General features: G+C 74.3%; 15 protein-coding genes. 7 read left to right on the top strand and 8 right to left on the bottom strand.

Features of this window, described 5'->3' with window-relative positions:
* Nucleotides 1-60: 60 nt before the first annotated feature.
* Entirely contained in the window at nt 61-1,992 is a 1,932-nt protein-coding gene (locus tag ACZ51I_RS13170) for an N-acetylmuramoyl-L-alanine amidase (protein ID WP_468875629.1), read from the bottom strand.
* A 413-nt stretch (nt 1,993-2,405) separates the two neighbouring features.
* A complete protein-coding gene (locus ACZ51I_RS13175) occupies nt 2,406-3,533 on the bottom strand; it encodes an aminoglycoside phosphotransferase family protein (RefSeq protein ID WP_468874816.1) in 1,128 nt (375 codons plus the stop codon).
* Between the two features lie 235 nt (nt 3,534-3,768).
* Between ACZ51I_RS13175 and ACZ51I_RS13180 the strand changes: the two genes are divergently transcribed.
* Nucleotides 3,769-5,259 carry a DNA-binding protein NsdB gene (locus ACZ51I_RS13180; RefSeq protein WP_468874818.1) on the top strand — a complete coding sequence of 497 codons (1,491 nt, stop codon included), beginning with the start codon at nt 3,769-3,771 and terminating at the stop codon, nt 5,257-5,259.
* 54 nt (nt 5,260-5,313) lie between these two features.
* Here ACZ51I_RS13180 and ACZ51I_RS13185 read toward each other — a convergent pair whose 3' ends face one another.
* Nucleotides 5,314-6,798: a PP2C family protein-serine/threonine phosphatase gene (locus tag ACZ51I_RS13185; protein ID WP_468874820.1), complete on the bottom strand. Its 1,485-nt coding sequence runs from the start codon at nt 6,796-6,798 to the stop codon at nt 5,314-5,316.
* Nucleotides 6,799-7,250: 452 nt separating this feature from the next.
* Between ACZ51I_RS13185 and ACZ51I_RS13190 the strand changes: the two genes are divergently transcribed.
* The 4 genes from ACZ51I_RS13190 (at nt 7,251) to ACZ51I_RS13205 (ending at nt 11,476) form a co-directional block, all read left to right on the top strand.
* Nucleotides 7,251-8,471, top strand: a complete 1,221-nt coding sequence (locus ACZ51I_RS13190; RefSeq protein ID WP_468874823.1) for a hypothetical protein — start codon at nt 7,251-7,253, stop codon at nt 8,469-8,471.
* 147 nt (nt 8,472-8,618) lie between these two features.
* A complete protein-coding gene (locus tag ACZ51I_RS13195; protein WP_468874824.1) occupies nt 8,619-9,848 on the top strand; it encodes a threonine synthase in 1,230 nt (409 codons plus the stop codon).
* Between the two features lie 97 nt (nt 9,849-9,945).
* Nucleotides 9,946-10,470 carry a GNAT family N-acetyltransferase gene (locus ACZ51I_RS13200; protein ID WP_468874826.1) on the top strand — a complete coding sequence of 175 codons (525 nt, stop codon included), beginning with the start codon at nt 9,946-9,948 and terminating at the stop codon, nt 10,468-10,470.
* 67 nt (nt 10,471-10,537) lie between these two features.
* Complete coding sequence (locus ACZ51I_RS13205; protein ID WP_468874829.1) at nt 10,538-11,476, top strand: carbohydrate kinase family protein; 939 nt, start codon at nt 10,538-10,540, stop codon at nt 11,474-11,476.
* 30 nt (nt 11,477-11,506) lie between these two features.
* Here ACZ51I_RS13205 and ACZ51I_RS13210 read toward each other — a convergent pair whose 3' ends face one another.
* Nucleotides 11,507-12,796 (bottom strand): ATP-binding protein, encoded by a 1,290-nt coding sequence (locus ACZ51I_RS13210; RefSeq protein WP_468874831.1) that lies wholly within the window; start codon nt 12,794-12,796, stop codon nt 11,507-11,509.
* A 216-nt stretch (nt 12,797-13,012) separates the two neighbouring features.
* A complete protein-coding gene (locus tag ACZ51I_RS13215) occupies nt 13,013-13,450 on the bottom strand; it encodes an SPW repeat protein (protein ID WP_468874833.1) in 438 nt (145 codons plus the stop codon).
* A gap of 240 nt (nt 13,451-13,690) precedes the next feature.
* Between ACZ51I_RS13215 and ACZ51I_RS13220 the strand changes: the two genes are divergently transcribed.
* Nucleotides 13,691-14,056 (top strand): cupin domain-containing protein, encoded by a 366-nt coding sequence (locus ACZ51I_RS13220; protein ID WP_468874835.1) that lies wholly within the window; start codon nt 13,691-13,693, stop codon nt 14,054-14,056.
* Nucleotides 14,057-14,192: 136 nt separating this feature from the next.
* Here the strand turns inward: ACZ51I_RS13220 and ACZ51I_RS13225 are convergent, their stop codons facing one another.
* The 3 genes from ACZ51I_RS13225 to ACZ51I_RS13235 all read right to left on the bottom strand — a co-directional run bounded on the left by ACZ51I_RS13225 (nt 14,193) and on the right by ACZ51I_RS13235 (nt 16,702).
* Nucleotides 14,193-15,140: an oxygenase MpaB family protein gene (locus ACZ51I_RS13225; protein ID WP_468874837.1), complete on the bottom strand. Its 948-nt coding sequence runs from the start codon at nt 15,138-15,140 to the stop codon at nt 14,193-14,195.
* Between the two features lie 201 nt (nt 15,141-15,341).
* A complete protein-coding gene (locus ACZ51I_RS13230; RefSeq protein ID WP_468874839.1) occupies nt 15,342-15,707 on the bottom strand; it encodes a hypothetical protein in 366 nt (121 codons plus the stop codon).
* Complete coding sequence (locus tag ACZ51I_RS13235) at nt 15,704-16,702, bottom strand: LysR family transcriptional regulator (RefSeq protein WP_468874840.1); 999 nt, start codon at nt 16,700-16,702, stop codon at nt 15,704-15,706. Before ACZ51I_RS13235 ends, ACZ51I_RS13230 begins: the two co-directional genes overlap by 4 nt.
* A gap of 136 nt (nt 16,703-16,838) precedes the next feature.
* Between ACZ51I_RS13235 and ACZ51I_RS13240 the strand changes: the two genes are divergently transcribed.
* Entirely contained in the window at nt 16,839-18,125 is a 1,287-nt protein-coding gene (locus ACZ51I_RS13240; RefSeq protein WP_468874842.1) for an MFS transporter, read from the top strand.
* The last annotated feature ends 29 nt before the right edge of the window (nt 18,126-18,154 follow it).

Below are 18,154 nucleotides of genomic sequence, written 5' to 3' on the forward strand. Positions count from 1 at the left end.
GAAGGGGCGGTGCCGGACCCCATGACCGGCACCACCCCTCACCTTTCGGCCAGTGCTCCGTCAGGCCTGGGAAACCCGCACGTCAGCGGCCTTCACAAAGGCGACCCGATGGCCGAACTGGATCTGGTAGTACTCCTCCTGCCCCCGGACGACCGTGTGACCGCTCGGGTCGAACACCGGCGCGAAGTAGTACTCGCCCGGGGTGCGGCCGCCCACCACGTACCGCTGACCCGCGAGCAGCCTGTACGGCAGCGGCGACACCGACTGCACCGGCACACCCGCCGGATAGGCCGCGGCCTCCGGATACGCCCGCCCGTACACCGGCACCTCCGCCAGGCCCTCCCGCGGCGTCAGGACGAGACCGCGCGAGTTCACCGCCGTCGGCTCCTCCGCCGGGTTCCGGAACCACGCCTTCTGCCCGAGGTACCAGACCGCCGTCCACTCACCCCGGCGCTCCGCCACCGCGAAGCTCTGCCCGGTCGAGGCCCGCGCCCCGGTGTCGTTGACACCGGTGGTGGACGCCTGCCCGCCCGGCCGCAGACCGATGTCCTTCACCAGGGGCGCGTCGGAGCTCGGCGCCGTGTGCAGCCGCACCGCCCCGCTGCCGTGCGGCACACACGCCTGTCCAGCCGTCACGCAGCCCGTGTAGACGGGCTGGTGGGAGCCGTAGTCGGGGCGGATCGTCACCACGCCCGCGTGCGGGCCGGCGCTGGGGGTGATCGGACGGCCGAGCAGCCGGAAGTAGTGCGCCCAGTCCCAGTACGGCCCCGGGTCCGTGTGCATGTTCTTGATCGTGGACGTCGTCGTGCCCGGCACGTTGTCGTGGCCCAGGATGTGCTGCCGGTCCAGCGGGATGTCATACCGCCCCGCGATGTACCGCACCAGCCGCGCCGACGTCCGGTACATCGCCTCGGTGTACCAGGAGTCCGGCGAGGTCAGGAAGCCCTCGTGCTCCAGGCCCACCGACTTGGCGTTCACGAACCAGTTGCCCGCGTGCCAGGCCACGTCCTTCAGCGGCACGTGCTGGGCGATGTGCCCGTCGGAGGAGCGCAGCGAGTACTGCCAGGACACGTACGTCGGATCCTGCACCAGCTTCAGGGTGGTCTTCCAGTCGGCCTCGGTGTCGTGGATCACGATGTAGTCGATCGACTGGGAGACGGGCCGGTTCGCCTTGTCGTGGTTGCCGTAGTCGCCGTCGCCGAACTCCTCGTACGGCGCGGGGATCCACTCGCAGGCCACCGAGGCCGGGCACTCCACCGGCCCCTCGGCCGGCGGGCGGAGCCCCAGGTCCTCCACCTGACCGGTGGCGGGCGCGACCGCCGGGGCGGCCGGGAGCGTCACCACCTGCCCGCTGTCCGTCGTCCGCGTCTCCCCGGTCCGGATCACGTCGAACACGTCGTTCGCGTACGTCGCGGCGGTCGCCGAGTCGTCCGCACCCGAGTACCGCGCCACCGCCCCGTACCAGTCGGCCGGGTCCGCGCTGGCCGGCAGCCCGGCCTCGCGCTGCGCCTCCGCGAGCAGCGCGGCCCCGCCCTCGATGTTCGCGGCCGGCACGGTCCGCAGCTCCTCCGCCGGGATGCCGGACAGCGCGGACGCCCGCTCCAGGGTCCGCAGCCGCTCGGGCAGCCGCTCGGGCAGCCGCTCGGGCGCCGGCACCGGCACGTCGCCGGCCGTGCGGGGCGGGCGGGAGGAGTCGCCGCGGGCGTCCTCCTCGCCTTCGGAGTGGTGGGGGAGGGCGCCGGACAGTGCCGTCACCGCGTCCGTGAGATGCATCGGCCCGTACCCACCCGTCACGCTCGGCGCACCACCGTGGGTGTCCCACCGCGACTGCAGGTACGAGACGGCGAGCAGCACGCTCTCGGGCACGCCGTGGCGCTCGGCCGCCCGCGCGAACTGGTCCTGCAGCACCCCCGCTTCGGGCGCGTCGGCGCCGGCGGGCGGGGCGGCGGACAGCAGGGGAAGCAGCAGGGCGGCGGACGCCAGGGCGCCCACCGCCCCCGGCACACGGAACGGCGGACGTCTGCGCGACGCGGAACGGAGCAAGGCGGCCTCCAGAGGCAGGGCGTGACACGGGGGGCGTGCGGGGCCGAACCCGTACAGGGGTATCGGCTTCCGGACGTTCCGTCAATCACACCCGCACAAACGCAAGTTCCCACGTCAGGGCGGGAATGGAGGCCATACGGCGGAGTTTCGAGCAGACGGGTCCCGGGCCTGGGACGCGTCACTGGAGTGGACCATTGGAGGGACTCCGCGGTCACTTCTCGCGAGACCGAGGTACGGACAAGCCAGTGCCGCGGTAGCGTCGCGCGAGACCGGGGCACAGGCAAGCCGGTGCGCCGCCTCCCGGTGTGTCGGCACCGGGTTCGCGGCGCACCGCCCCCGTGTGGCCGGCCGGACCCGCGTCTTCAGCGCGTCCCGACCGCCGCGCGCACGGCCCGCCGTGCCATGGCGCAGTCGTCGTGCAGCCGCCTCAGCAGCAGCCGCTGTTCCTCGCCGGGCGCGAGTGCCCCCGAGGGCACCGGCACGGACCCGGCCGGCGGAGCCTCCTTCATGGTGCGCTGCACCGCCGTCTCGTAGGTACGGATCTCCCGCGTCAGCACGATCATCAGGTTCACGAGGAAGGCGTCCCGGGAGGCGGGCCCCGCCTGCTGGGCGAGCTGACTGATCTGGCGCCGGGCCAGCGGCGCGTCGGCGAGCACCGCCCACAGCGTCGCCAGGTCGTAGCCGGGCAGGTACCAGCCCGCGTGCTCCCAGTCGACCAGGACCGGACCGGCGGGGGAGAGCAGGATGTTGGAGAGCAGAGCGTCACCGTGACAGAACTGCCCCATGCCCTGCCGGCCGCCCGCGTGCGCCAGACCGTGCAGCAGCTTCTGCAGGTCGTCCCGGTCCCGGTCCGTGAAGAGCCCGAGTTCGTGGTAGCGGGCGATCCGGGTGCCGTAGTCCAGCGGGGCGTCGAAGGTCCCGGCCGGCGGCCGCCAGGCGTTGAGCCGGGCGATCGCGCCGAGCGCGGCCCGCACGTCGGCCCGGGGTGGGGCCTCGACGGGGTGACGCGACAGCGCCGCCGCCCGTCCGGGCATCCGCTCGATCACCAGCGTGCAGTTCTCCGGATCCGCGGCGATCAGCCGCGGCGCCCGCACCGGAGGACGGTGGCGGACGAAGGAACGGTAGGAAGCTATCTCGTGCCGGAACCGCTCGACCCAGGCCGGGGAGTGGTCCAGTAAACACTTCGCGACCACGGTCGTCCGCCCGGTCGTCCCGACGATCAGTACGGAGCGGCCGCTGCGCCGCAGCACCTGCACCGGATTGAACTCCGGGCAGATCCGGTGGACCGACGCGATCGCCGTCTTGAGCTGCGCCCCCTGGGGGCCGGACAGGTCGATTCTCCCGCTGACCGGCTGGGTTCCGGTGCCGCCCGCCCAGCGCCTCGGCCTCACGACCTGGGGGGCGGGGGCCAGGTACGGTCCCGCGCCGACCGGGATGATCCGGTGCTGCGGCCGGGGCGGGGCGGACACGGAGGACGATGCTGTGTACATGGAGGTGACAGATCCCTTCGTGCGCCGACGAGTTGCGTGCGTCGCCCCGCCCGCCCCCGGTCTCCGCACCCTGGGGAATGAGGGCCGGTCGGCGGGGCGGGGTGGCGCGTTCCTACCTGACACCCGGGCGCGGGTGGCGGAACATCCAGCGCACCCTGGCGAACCCTGGCGAATTGTCGCCAGGCCTATGACAGGGGGTTACTGTCAACTCAGCCGAGAACCTGGGGGCTTAGACGTGACCGGACAAACCAACACCCGCCTGGCAGACCTGTTCGGCCTGGCCGGCTGGTCCAAGGGCGAACTCGCGAGACTGGTCAACCGGCAGGCGGCGGCCATGGGCCACCCCCAGCTGGCGACCGACACCTCGCGGGTGCGGAGGTGGATCGACCGGGGCGAGACCCCGCGCGATCCCGTCCCCCGGGTGCTGGCAGCACTGTTCACCGAGCGACTCGGCCGTGTCGTGACCATCGAGGACCTCGGGTTCGTACGACACGGGCGTGCCGGAAAGAAGCAGGACGTCAGGAAGACGGAGAACCCTGACGGGCTGCCCTGGCCACCCGATCGTGCGGCGGCGGTCCTCACCGAATTCACGGGAATGGACCTCATGCTCAACCGACGCGGCCTGGTGGGCGCGGGTGCCGCGCTTGCCGCCGGTTCCGTACTCAGCAACGCCATGCACGACTGGCTGCAGACCGACCCCGCACGCAAGGGCACCGCCCAGCGAGCCACCGATCCCCTCCACGCCGACCCCGCCGGGTTCGACCGCTACGAGGCCGCCCCCATCGGGTCGGAGGAGATCGAGGCCCTGGAGCACTCGGTGGTGGTGTTCCGCGCCTGGGACGCCTCCCGGGGCGGCGGTCTCCAGCGCAAGGCGGTCGTGGGCCAGCTCAACGAGGTGGGCGGCATGCTCGCCTACCGCCACGCCGACCACCTCCAGCGGCGCCTGTGGGGCGTCGCCGCCAACCTGGCCGTCCTCGCGGGCTGGATGTCCCACGACGTCGGCCTCGAACCGACGGCGCAGAAGTACTTCGTCATCGCCGCCCACGCGGCCCGCGAGGGCGGCGACCGGCCCCGCGCGGGTGAGGCGCTGTCCCGGGCCGCCCGACAGATGGTGCACCTCGGCCGGCCCGACGACGCCCTCGACCTGATGAAGCTCGCCAAGGCCGGCTCGGGCGAGCGGGTGCTGCCCAGGACCCAGGCCATGTTCCACACCATCGAGGCCTGGGCGCAGGCCTCGATGGGACGCGGGCAGGCGATGCGGCGCACCCTCGGCGAGGCCGAGGACCTCTTCGTCTCGGACACGGGCGAGGAGAAGCCGAGCTGGATGCAGAACTTCGACGAGGCCGACATGCACGGCATGCAGGCCCTCGCCTACCGCACCCTCGCCGAGCACGAACCGGCGGCGGCGATCCCCGCGCAGCGGCACGCCAAGCTGGCACTCGAACTGCGGCGCGGCGGCCACGACCGGTCGAAGCTCTTCGACCACATCTCGCTCGCCTCGGCCTGCTTCATCGCCGACGACCCGGAGCAGGCCGACCGGTACGCCCGCCTGGCTCTCATGTCCATGGGGGACACCTCGTCCCACCGGACCTGGGACCGGCTGCGGGAGATGTACCGGCTCACCGGCCAGTACGCGGGCTACTCGAGGATCGAGACCCTGCGCGAGGAGATCGAACTGGCCCTTCCCAGGTCCCCCGTCAACCGTCCCAGGACCGGGATGGCCTGAGCCTCCCCGTCCCCGGGACGGAGAGGCTCAGACCGGGCGTTCCACCGGGCTCCCTCAGCGGGTGACCTGGACCACCATCACGCAGGCGTCGTCCTCGCGTGACTCCTCGCCGAACTCCTCCAGCACCGCGCGCACGCCGTCCTGCGCGTCCCGCGCCTCCGCCAGCCGGGGGCCGAGGGCGAGCAGCCGTCGCGCGCCCGTGTCGTCGTCCGTGGCACCGCCCCGGGTCAGCCCGTCGGTGTGCAGGACCAGCAGGTCGCCGGGGAGCAGCCGGGTCTCGGCCTCGCCGTACACGGCGCCGGTCGTCGCCCCGAGCAGCACGCCCTCGGGGCGACGGAGCGCGTGCCCCGTCCCGTCGCGGAAGAGCAGCGGGGCGGGGTGGCCCGCCTGCGACCAGGCCAGGGTCCGGGACACCGGGTCGTAGCGGCAGCACATCGCACTCCCGAGCGCGGGCTGTACGGAGGCTTCCAGGAGCTGGTTGAGATGGCCCATCAGCGCGGCGGGCCGGATGCCGGCGACGGCCATGCCGCGCAGCGCGCCGAGGAGCATCGCCATGGAGGAGGTCGCGGCGACCCCGTGGCCCGTGAGGTCGCCGACGGTCAGCAGCGCGTCCCCGTCGGGCAGGGCGAGCGCGTCGTACCAGTCGCCGCCGATCAGACCGGAGCTGGCGGCCGGCAGGTAGTGCGCGGCGACGTCGAGCGGAGCGGGGCCGTCGTGGGCGAAGCGGAGCGAGCCGCGCCACGGCGGGAGGACCGCCTCCTGGAGCTCGACGGCGACGCGCCGCTCGGTGAGCTCGACGTGGCGGCTGCGCTCCAGGCTGTCGCGGCTCTCGCGGACCGCCCGCTCGCTGCGTCGCAGTTCGCTGACGTCCCGCAGGACGGCCCACATGGAGGCGGTGCAGCCGTCGGTGTCGAGCACGGGTTCGCCGGTCATGTGCACGGTGCGCACCCGGCCGTCGGACCGTACGATCCGGAACTCTCCGTCGATCGGCCTGCCGTCGATCAGACAGCCCGTCACCAGTCCCTGGAGCACGGGCTGGTCCTCGGCGAAGACCATCGTGGGCAGCTCGTCGAGCGACATCGGGCCGCTCTCGCGGGGCCGACCGAAGATCTGGAACAGCTCCTCGGACCAGCTGACCTCGTCGGTGAGCAGGTTCCACTCGGCGCTGCCGACCCGGGAGAGCAGCGAGCCGGTCCGGGGCGGGGCGGCCACGCCGTACGCGGTGCCGGGGTCGGTCGCGAGCGCGGTGTCGACGACGACGTCGGTGCCGGTGTCCCCGGTCACGTCCTCGGGGTCCGCACTTGCCGGGACTCCGGCCCGGAGTTGACCCAACTGGGCGCCCAGATCGTCGAGTTGATGCACCGCGAGGTCGCACAGGGCGCGCTGCCACCGCTGCTGGGGGTCGTCCTCGTCCGCCACGGCGTCCCGGCGAACGGCGTCCACCTCACCGCGCAGACGGCGGGTCTGTGAGATCAGCGCGTCCACCGCGCCCGGCTCCGGCGGCTGGGCGGGGCGGTCCGCGAACAGATGGGACGGCATGTCGTACTCCGATACAGGCGCGGCGCGGCCAGGTGTGGAAGGAGGCCCGGAGACGACTGTGGCACAGCCCGGCACAGCCTGTAAGGGATTTGGCAACACTCGATCCGGTGGTGCTTCTGGCATATGTCAACGGCCCGGCGATTATCGGACAGGACGCGACCCGTTACGGTGCTGGGGTGGTGAACGACGACGGAAACGGCACGGTGGGCGCGGGTACGACGGTCCCGGGCGGGGTGGTCGCGGGCGAGTCGGACGTGTGTCCGGGAGTGGGCGCGGTACTGCCGGGAAGCCGCGCGCCCGGTACCGCTGCGGCGGGTGCGGGCGCGGGTGCCGTGGCCGCCGCGGCGGGGCCGGCGACCATGAGGGGGGCGGGGGCCGGATCGGGTGCGACGGGCGCGAGCCCGGTGGGTACCGGTGCGGGCGCGACGGGCGCGAGTGGGAGCGCGTCGGGCATGGGTGCGGGTGCGGGTGCGGGTGCGGGTGCGGCGAGCGCGGTGGGGACCGCCGTCCTGCTCGCGGCCGCTCCCGCCGGCCGGGGCCGCGCGATGGACGCCGCCTCCGTGCTGCCGGCGCTCGCCGCCGTGCCTCCCGGCGTCCTCACCGGCACCACGGCCGCCACGGTCGTCGAACTCGCCGACCCGCTCGACCCGCAGACCGTCCTCACCCGCCTCCGCGCGGCCGCCGCGAGCCCCGGCCCCCTGGTCGTCTGCCTCGCGGGCCAGCTCCACCTCGACCGCCGCCAGCAGCTGCCCCATCTCGCGCTCGCCCGCACCACCCCGGCGACCCTCCGCTACACGGCGCTCCCCTGGCACTGGCTCGCCGCCGAACTCGCCGCACGGCAGCTGGGCACCACGACCGTCGTCGCGGACCTCGCGGCCGATCCGGACCTCTGGCAGCGCCTCACCGCCGCGCCCGGACTGCTGCACCTGGGACCCGGCCCCCTTCTCTACGGGCGGGTCGTGCCCGCCCCGCGCAGGGGTGAGCCCATCACCCCGGAGTACCTGCGCGCCTGGGCCGAACTCTGGCGCTCGGGGGCCCGGTTGGCACCGGCGGCGGCGCACGCGGAGGCCGCCGCGCGGGCGGTGACGGTGGCGCCCGCACCGGCACCGGTGTTCCTCACGCCCGGAGCCGCGCCGGCGCCGGTCTCCTCCGGGCCGGGGTCCGTGCCTCCATCGGCACCGGCGGCCGCAGCCCTTCCGGAAGCCGGGCCCGTACCCGTATCCGTACCCGCGCCCGTGCCTGCCGGCTCGGCCGGCCCGGGGATTCCGGAGGACCCACACCCCGCGATCCTCGCCGCCGCCATGGCCGGCCGTCACGGGGAAGCGGCGGCGGTGGCGGCGGCCTGGGAGCGCGAGGCGCTGCGCCGCCACGGCCCCCGCTCGGTGGAGGCCGTGCACTGGACGGAGGTACGGGCCGACCTCGCCCGCCTCGCCGGGGAACCGGCCCGCAGCTGCGAACTCTGGCTCGCCGCCGCCGAGGCCCGGCTCTCACTGTCCCAGCGCCCGGACGACCCCGATGTCGAAGGGGCCGTCGACCGGGCGCACCACCAGTGGGAGCGGATCGGCGACCCCGACCGGGCCCGCGCCCTCGGCCCCGCCCTGATCGCGCTCCGGCGGCGGGTCCCGGGCCGCCGGCCCGGCGCGCTGGCCGCGCTCACCCGCCGCATGGGCTGAGAGCCCGGACAGGGGCGGGCGGGAGCCGGCCGCACGCGCACGCCGGTACGCCGGACGTTCCGGGTCCGGCCGGGCACGGTCGGCACCGGCCGCACGCGCACGCCCGTACGAGAGCCCGAGCCGTCCCTACCCCGAAAGGCCTGCCACGTGACCTCGCTCGCCACCGCCCAGCGCTCGCTCGCCGACCCGTCCGTACGCCACCCGCTGTGGCCGCCGCTCACCCGGGGCTGCCCCGTCACCTCCACCGAGGACGTCGCGTACCCCCTCGACATCGACTACGCCTACGACCGGGTCCCCGCCGATCTGTTCACCCGCCCGGCCGCCCACGGCCTGGAACGGTGGGCCCCGCTGCTCCCGCCCCTCGCCGCGCCCGGCCTCGGCGAGGGAAACACGCCCCTGGTCCGGCTCCCCGACGGCGTCTGGATCAAGGACGAGTCCCGCAACCCCACCTGGAGCCACAAGGACCGGCTCAACCGGGTCGCCGTCAGCGCCGCCGTCGCCTCCGGCGCGCGGGGCATCGTCGTCTCCTCGTCGGGCAACCACGGTGCGGCGGCCGCCGCCTACGCGGCCCGCGCCGGGCTGCCCTGCGCCGTCTTCACCTCCCCGGACGCCCCGCCCGCCGTCGCCTCCCACCTCCGCGCCTACGGAGCGACGGTGCTGACCGTGCCGTACGCCTCGGTGCGCCCGCTGATGCGCCGCATCGTCGACGAGCTCGGCTACCAGAGCGTCAGCAGCGTCACGGACACCGCCCACACCGGGCACCCCTTCGGGCCCGAGGGCTACAAGACCCTCGCGTACGAGCTCGCGCTGGAACTCGGCCGCGCGCCGGCGGAGGTCCATCTCCCCACCGGGTACGGCGAGTTGCTCTTCGGGGTGGCCAAGGGATTTCAGGAGCTCGCGCGGCTCGGCGTCACCGACTCCGTGCCGCGTCTGTATGCCGCCGAGCCCGCCGCGGCCGGCGCCCTCACCGAGGCCCTGCGCACCGGCAGGCCCGTCGCCCGCGTCCCCGTCGGACCGACCACCGCGTACGCCATCGACTGTGAGGTCAACAGCTACCGGGGCGTCCTCGCCGTCCGCACGACCGGCGGAGCGGCCCGTACCGTGACGGACGACCAGATGGCCGCCGCACGAGCGGAATTGGCGGCGCACGGACTCTGGTACGAGACGTCCTCCGCCGCCGGGCTCGCCGGTCTCCGTGCCCAGGGAGGGCATGCGGCCGACGGCCCGGTGGTGTGCGTGCTCACCTCCAGCGGCTACAAGGACGTCGCCACGGCGAAGGAGACCTTCGCGCCGATGGCCCCGGACTGGGAGCCGATCAAGGCGGCCCTGACGGCCGGAGGCGAGCACGGAGGAGAGCGGGCGGGAGAGCGGCACTGACCGGTTCGTGACACCAGGCGGCGACACGGCGCGGCGATGCCGCCGGTCGCCGGCGGGCCCGGGACACCCGGCTCGGGCGGCTGCGATGATGGGCCGCATGCCCACAGTCCCGACCCCGAGCCCGGCCGTCGCCCCGGCGCAGGCGGAGGGGCCGCCGCTCGTCACCGAGCGGCTGGTCCTGCGGCCCGTCCGCAGCGGTGACGTGCCGACGGTGACGCGCCTGTGGACCGATCCCGAGGTGCGGCGCCACCTCGGCGGTCCCGTGATCGACTCGGTCGTCCGGATCCGGCAGCGGCGGATCGTCGGGACGGCCGGTTTCCACGCGGTGGTCCGGGCCGAGGACGGTGCCGTGCTCGGGCTCGTCACGGTGGAGGAGGCGGGGCGGGACGGGGAGACGGAGATCTCGTACCAGTTCCTGCCCGAGCACTGGGGAAAGGGATACGCGCGCGAGGCCGTCGGCGCGGCCGTGGCACGGGCGCTGGAGAGCGCGCCGAGCGTCGTCGCGGTCACCCAGGAGACGAACCACCGGTCCCGTCGGCTCCTGGAGGCCCTCGGCCTGGAGCACGCCGATTCCTTCGTCGAGTGGGACGCCCACCAGGTGCTGTACCGCCTGCGCCGATGACGGCCCTCCGCACCTCGACCGCCTCTCCCGCCGCCCGCCGGGACACCCACCCCAAGGAGCTCCGACCATGTCCTTCCTGGTGATCGGCGAGTGCGTCGCCGACATCGTCCGCGCCCCCGAGGGATCGGGCGCCGCCGACCGCGTCCACCCGGGCGGCAGTCCCGCCAACGTCGCCTACGGCCTCGCCCGTCTCGGCCGGGACGTCACCCTGCTCACCCAGCTCGCCGACGACCCCACCGGCCGCCTGATCGCGGACCACCTGAAGGGCGCGGGGGTGCGGGTGGAGCTCGGCGGTGTTCCCGTACGCACCCCGTCGGCGGTGGTGCGACTCGACGCGCACGGTCGCGCCACGTACATCTTCGCCATCGCCTGGACGCTGGAGACCGGAGCGCCGCCGGACGAGGCGCCCGCGCACGTGCACATCGGCTCCATCGCCGCCGTCACCGCCCCCGGCGCGGCCACCGTCCTCGCCGAGGTCGAACGGCTCCGTGACCGGGCCACGGTCAGCTACGACCCCAACGTGCGGCCCGAACTGATGGGGGAGCGCGCCGAGGCGGTCGCCCGCGTCGAGCGCTGCGTGGCTCTCAGTGATCTGGTGAAGGCGAGCGACGAGGACCTGGACTGGCTGTACCCCGGCGAGGAGCCGGACGCGGTCGCCGCCCGCTGGCTGGCCCTCGGCCCGGCCGTCGTCCTGATCACCCGGGGCGCGGCCGGTTCGCTCGCCGTCACCCGGCACCACACGGTCGCCGCCGAGGCGCCGCCGGTCACGGTCGTCGACACGGTCGGCGCGGGCGACTCCTTCATGTCGGCCGTCCTGGACGCCCTCGCCGGGCGGGGGCGGGAGGCTCTGGCCGGGCTCGGCCCCGAGTACCTCGCGGAGCTGCTGCGGAAGGCGGGCGCGGCGGCGGCCGTCACGGTCTCCCGGGCCGGCGCCCTGCCGCCCGACCGCGCCGAACTGGACGCGGTCGGGGCGGAGTTCGCCCCCAGGTCCGGACGGCTGAGGTGAGCGCCGGCCTGTCGGTCCGCGCCCCGGCCCTCAGGTCCGGGCGTGGGTCGTGATGTCCGAGGCGAACTGCTCGACCATCGCCGGCGTGACCGTCGGCCGGCACTCTGCGATGGCCTCCAGGTAGTCCGCCGTGCTCGCACCGGGCGCCGGGTCGTCGCCGCCACGCCCGCCGACCGCGACCAGGTCCCGTTCGAAGGAGGCCTGGGCGGCGATCCGCGCCGCGTGTTCGATGTCGGCGGGGGTGAACAGCTCGCTCGCCAGGACCAGTTCGTCGATGTCGACCTCCGGCCGCCCGTCGGTGTAACGCGACCAGATCGCCGCGCGCGCCGCCTTGTCCGGCGTACCGATCGGGATGAGGTAGTCGAACCGGCCGGGGCGCAGGAACGCCGGGTCGAGGGAGCGGATCGAGTTGGTCGCGCAGACGAGCAGCCGCTCGTCCCGCTCACGGAAGCCCGGTATCAGCTTGAGGAGTTCGTTCGTGACGCCGTGCATGCCGCCGGGCTGGGCCGGCTCCGAGCGGACCGGGGCGATCTCCTCGACCTCGTCGATGAAGACGAGGACCCGCTCGAGCTCGGCGATGCGGGCGAACGCGGACCGCAGGGCGGCCGCGAGGTTCCCCTCGTCGGCGAGGCGGGACGGCAGGATCTCCACGAAGGGCCAGCCGAGCCGGGAGGCGATGCCGCGCGCGAACGTGGTCTTCCCGGTGCCGGGCGGGCCGAACAGGCAGACCGCGCGCGGGGGCCGCACGCCGTGGCGGGTGGCCCGCTCCGGCTCGGCCAGCGGCAGCACCACCCGCCGTTCGATCAGGTCCTTCTCCCGCTCCATGCCGGCGACCTTCGCCCACAGGTCGCCCGGGAGCAGCCGGCCGCCCAGGTCGTCGAGGAGTCCGGCGGCGGGGCCGTGCAGCGGCTCCACCTTCTCGAAGTAGGCGACGGCGGGCTGGCGCGTGTACCCGGCGTTCAGCAGGCCCTCGCCGAGGAGCTCCTCCTCCGGCAGGACGTACGCGATGCGTCCGACGCGGGCCGCGACGAGCCGCCGCTCCAGCTCCACCAGGAGGGCGCTGGCGAGGCCACGGCCCCGCCAGGCCGAGGAGATCGCGATCCGCATGACCCAGGCCCGCTCGCCGGAGACGCAGGCGAGGGCCGCCCCGATGGGGGCACCCTGGTGCACGGCGACCACGGCCGGCTGACGGCTGGTGAGGGCGCCGATGCACTCGGCGAGCGAGAAGACGGACTCCTGCCCGAGCTCGGCGGTGGTGTCTATCAGATGGACGACGGCGGCGAGATCGCTCTCGCGGTAGTCGTGGATGTGCCAGTTCACCGGTGGTTCCGCCCCTCGTTCGTGCTGTTGCGGCGAGGCTAGGCGGGGCGGCGGGAGCGGGTCCTGCGCCACCGTGCACAAGGCGGCGTGGTCAAACGCTCCGTACCGGCTCTGTACGGCTCCGTACCGGACCTCTCGGGGGTCCGGAGCGGCTCCGGACGCGCGAGACCCCCGGAATGGAGCTGCCGGGGGACTCGAAGGGGGAGGATCAGAACGTCACGTCCTTCGCTTGCTCATGAGCATTCCGCCTGCCATGAGGGCGAACAGGCAGACGCACGCCCCGGTGATCACGTTGCTGAGGATCATGCCCGTGTCGGGGTTCCTCGTCGCCACCCACGGCGCGGCGATCAACCACGCGCCGAGCAGCAGGACGACGAAGTTCAGGTCCTGCGACCGCTCGGGTGTCATCGACATGCACAGGCCGAGGCCCGCGAGGGCGATGCCGACGACCAGGTTCGTGACGGCGAGTTCCGGCCGGGTGGCGGAGAAGTGAACCACCCACGGGGAGATCGCGGCGTAGACACCGGCGAGAATCACCAGTTCCTCCACGGCCGCGACGCCCCGGGTCTGGAGCATGCGGGCATATCGCTCCCGCATCTCCGGCGCGTCGGGGTGTCCTGCGATGTCACCGCGACGGTGAGAGACGTCAGACATACGACCTCGCCTCCTTCTGGCGTCATGCACGTCCGACCGCATGTGCGGCGATCGCGCCGCTGCTTCATTGTGCGCTTATATGTCCTTTATGTGTAGGTTTGCCCGGTGGGGGATGTGCACAGAAACGGGGGCGCGGAAGTGCGGGGAACCACCAAAGGGCAGCGGCGGTGGCCTACGCCGCCCCGGCGTAGCCTGGAAGTGGACTCGGGGAAATCGGACCTTCCCACCGGGGAGTGCGCGATGGCCGGCATCGTACGAAAGAGCTTCGACTCGGCGGACGAGACGCGTCCCTTCGAGGACGGCAAGGGCAGGCTCGACCTGCTCACCAACGAAGGCGGCGCGGTGGGCCGCGCAGTCTTCGAGCCGGGCTGGCAGTGGTCCAAGCACGTCAAGCCCATCGCGGGCACCGACAGCTGCCAGGCGTCGCACGTCGGATACGTGGTCAGCGGCCGGATGAAGGTCGTCATGGACGACGGCGAGACGACCGAGTTCGGCGCGGGCGACTACATGGAGGTCAAGCCCGGCCACGACGCCTGGGTCCTCGGTGACGAGCCCTGCGTGGCGCTCGACTGGACGGGATTCACGGACTACGCGCTGCCCTCCTGACGGACCCCGGCGCGGCACGCTCTGGCGCCCGCGACCGGCGGGCGCCGGGCGGCGGAGGCCCGCGCATGTACCACCGCCGTAGCGGCCCACCCGCGCATGTACCGCGCCGTGCGGCCCAGGTGCCGCACGGCGAACCTCAGGGCGCGTCCCCCGGACCTCCGTGCCGCCCTGAGGGCGCGGTCTCGTGCTGTGAGAGGCCGGTGCCGGGAGCCTCTGTCGGGTGTGGCGGCGGCGGCACGATCCAGCGGATCGCCGTGACGATCGCGTGTCCGCCCGGGCGGGCGAGCGGCAGCAGCAGCCGCGTGGCGTAGGGCAGATCGAGGCGGGCCCGGACCCACGGGGGCAGCAGCTCGACCGCCGCGGCCGCCAGGAACGCGTAGGGCAACCGCGCGGGCCACGGCAGCGGAGGGCGGGACAGCAGATAGCGCGCCGCCGCGCGCGACTGCGCGGTGGCGCGCAGCTCCGGGCGGTACTCCGCGAGCCGCGCCGCCAGCTCCGCGGTGCCCTCCGGCGGGTCAAGCACCCCGAGCCGGCGCCCGACCAGCGCCATGTCGGCGACATAACCGTCGGCCGCCCGCGGATCCAGCGGTCGCCTTCCGTACCGCTGATGGGCCCTCAGGAAACAGGCCGTCTCGGCCGCGTGCACCCAGGCGAGCAGATGCGGATCGGATGCCCGGTACGGCACGCCCTCCGGCGTCCGCCCCCACACCGAGTCGTGCACCCGGCGCACCCGGAGCACCGCGCGCTCCGCGTCCTGCGCCGTACCGAACGTCGTCGTCGCCAGGAAGGTGCTGGTGCGCTGAAGCCGTCCCCAGGGGTCGCTCTCGAACCCGGAGTGCGCGGCGACCGCCGCCATCGCGACGGGGTGCAGCGACTGCAGGAGCAGCGCGGCGAGCCCACCGACGTACAGCGCCGCGTCCGTGTGCACGACCCGGACCGGCCGCTCGGGACCGAACCAGCGCGGCCCCGGAGTCCCGTGGATGCGGGCCCGCTTCTCGTGCACGGTGGGGCCGGCGACCCGGTGCAGCAGCGCCTCACCGGCCCGCTCCCGCAAATCGCCGAGACGCGCTGGGGTCCAGACCACCCCTCCAGTGTGCGCCAGGACCGCGCCGGGCTCCAGGACGCCGGGGCTGGGCGGCCCGGTGCGCCGCCCGCTGGGAGATCGGGACACGAAGCGCGGGGCCGGCCGGCCCTCGCACGTACCAGAGGGCGTACGAGCGAATCCACGGCGCTTCCCCTGCGTCGCCGGGCAATTCGACGTCTTTGGGCGCGAGTTGTCCCGCCGCTACTCGTAGGCGTCCGTGACGCAGTCCGTGGCGCATTGCCCGTACTCGAACCGGCGACGCAGCGCCGCCGCCGCGTGGAGCCGCTCCACCCCGGCGTGCCCGTACCGCTCCTCGGCCAGCCGCATCACCGCCGCGACCGTGACGATCGCCGGTTCCCCGTCCCCGGCGGACCGGCGGGCCTCCGCGATCACGTGGTCGGCCGCCCGGTGCAGGTCCCGGGCGTACTCGCGCTGGGCGAAGGACCGTGCCCGGGAGGCGGCGAACGGCCGCACCGCCCGACCCTTCCGGACCACCCCGACGGCCATGAGACCCGCCCCCAACAGGAACAGGAGGGCCCACCCCACGAGACCGGCGTCCCACTTCATCGCCGCGGCCCCTCCTGGAGTTGGACCTCCGGGCCCTGGCCCCGGGCCCCGGGGCGCCGACCCCGGTGCCGTGCCCAGGACGGGGTCCAGGTGTCCGCCTCGGGGCGGGGCTCCCGCGCGCCGTCGAGGTGCTCGCGCAGGGCGACGAGCGCCGGATGCGGATTGTCCACGGCCCAGAGCAGCGAGTGCGGATAGACCGGCGTAGGGCTGTGCACGGCGACCCGGCGCAGGTCGTGGCCCGCGGGCCAGACGAGGCGGGTGTGCCCGCCGACGAAGGTCGCGAGTTCGGGGGAGTCCGCGAGCGTGTCGAGCAGCGGCTCGACACCGAAGTCGGGGCCCGTCACCTCGATCGCGAGCCCGAACGCGGCGGCGAGGTCGGCGTAGTACGCGGCCCACTCGGTTCCGCCGGCGGCCCCGGGCACCCAGATGCGGTGCCCGGCGAGCCGGGCCAAGGTGATCTCGCGGACGCCCGCGAGCGCGTGCGCCGGGCCGGTGAGGAGCTGGAGCGGCTCGTCCAGGACCGGCATGGCCTCGATGCCCTCGGGCAGCCGGCGGCCCGGCATCGTGACGGCCCGGAACGACGCGTCGATCGTGCCGGAGCGGAGGGCGGCGACGGCCGCGTCGGCGTCGAAGAGCGTCACGACATCGAGCTCGACGTCCGGGTGGGCCCGGTGGAAGTCCTGCAGCAGGGCGGCCGGGGCGAGCCGCCGGCCGAGCACGTCGACCCGCAGCGCCCGTCTGCCCGGCCGTACGGAGGCGACCGCGCGGGCCTCGGCGTCGAGCAGCGCGCGGGCGTGCGGCAGGAACGCCTGGCCGTCGATCGTCACCTCCGCCCCGCGCGCGGTCCGGGCGAGCAGAGACACCCCGAGCTCCTTCTCCAGTGCGGCGATCCGCTTGGAGACGGCCTGCTGGGTGATCGCCAGCTCGTCGGCGGCGTGCCGGAAGCGGCCCGCGTCCACGACGGCGAGGAAGGTGCGCACGGCTTGGAGATCCACGAGCGCCAGGCTACCCCGACAACCGGGGGTTGTGGCGAGGTCCGCCCGTGGTTGTTTGATCTCGGCGTCTGCGGCTCGCTTGGATGGCGGAGGACGACAGGCCGTTGTTCCGCGAGATGGTGGGAGGGGTACGGGCATGGCGGGCGGCACCTCGCTCGGGCGGGACTTCGGATGGCTGTGGGCGGCCTACGCGTCGAGCACGCTGGGCACCTGGCTCGCCTTCAACGCCTTTCCCCTGATCGCCCTCACCGTGTTGCACGAGGGCGCCGCCGAGGTGGCCGCGCTCGCCGCCGTCGGAGCCGCCGTCGGAGCCGCGGTCGCCGTCCCTCTCGGACCCTGGGTGGAGTTCCGCCGCAAGCGGTCCGTGATGGTGGCCGCGGACCTCGTGCGGTGTGCCGCACTCCTGAGCGTCGGCGCCGCTCACGCCTTCGACCGCCTCACGTTCACCCAGCTCCTGGTCGTCTCCGTCGTTGTCGCGGCGGCCGACATCACCTTCGGCGCCGCCTCCGGCGCCTTCCTCAAGGCGCTCGTCCGCCCGGAGGACCTGGTCGTGGCCCAGGGTCGCCTGGAATCCACGACCTGGACCGCGACCGTGATCGGTCCGCCGCTGGGCGGCGCCATGGTCATGGTCCTCGGCCCGGTGGCGACGGTCCTGGCCGACGCCGTGAGCCACCTGCTCTCGGCCGTGGGCATCCGTGCGGTCGGGAGCGAGGAACCGCGCCGGACCGGGGTGAAGGAGCCGTTCCGGCTCCGTCCCGGCGACCTCCTCGCCGGATGGCGCCACATCCTCGCCCACCCCGTGCTGCGCCCGCTCTTCCTGAACACCGTCCTCGTCAACGGCCTGATCATGGCCGCCATGCCCCCGCTCGCCGTCCTCATGCTCGGTCCGCTGGGGTTCGCTCCGTGGCAGTACGGACTCGCCTTCGCCGTCCCCTGCGTGGGCGGGCTGGTCGGCTCCCGCCTGGCCGGGCGGCTCGTGGCGCGGTACGGCCGGCGCCGGGTGCTGCGCGTCTCGGGGGCGCTGCGGGTGTGCTGGCCCGTCGGCCTGGCCTTCGTCCACCCCGGGGTCACGGGGCTCCTGCTCGTCATCGGGGTCGAACTGGCACTGATCACCTGCTCGGGCGTCTTCAACCCGGTGTTCGCCGCTCACCGCCTCGCGCTGACGGAGACCGACCGGGTCACCCGCACCCTCACCGCCTGGTCGGTCACCGGCAAGGCGTCCGTCGCGGCCACGACCGCCCTGTGGGGCCTGATCGCCGCGGCCGCCGGTCCCCGGGCGGCCCTCGCGCTCGCGGGCGTCCTCCTGCTGGCGACGCCGCTGCTGCTGCCCCGGGAGCGGGATACGGGAAGGCGGGGGGACGGCCAGGGGGACGGGGAGCCGGACGATCAGGCTGACCGACACGGCGTTGACACGTGTAAGTAGCGGTGGGAGGCTCCTGCCCGACCCCGTGT

This window comes from Streptomyces sp. NPDC034084, assembly GCF_055575535.1.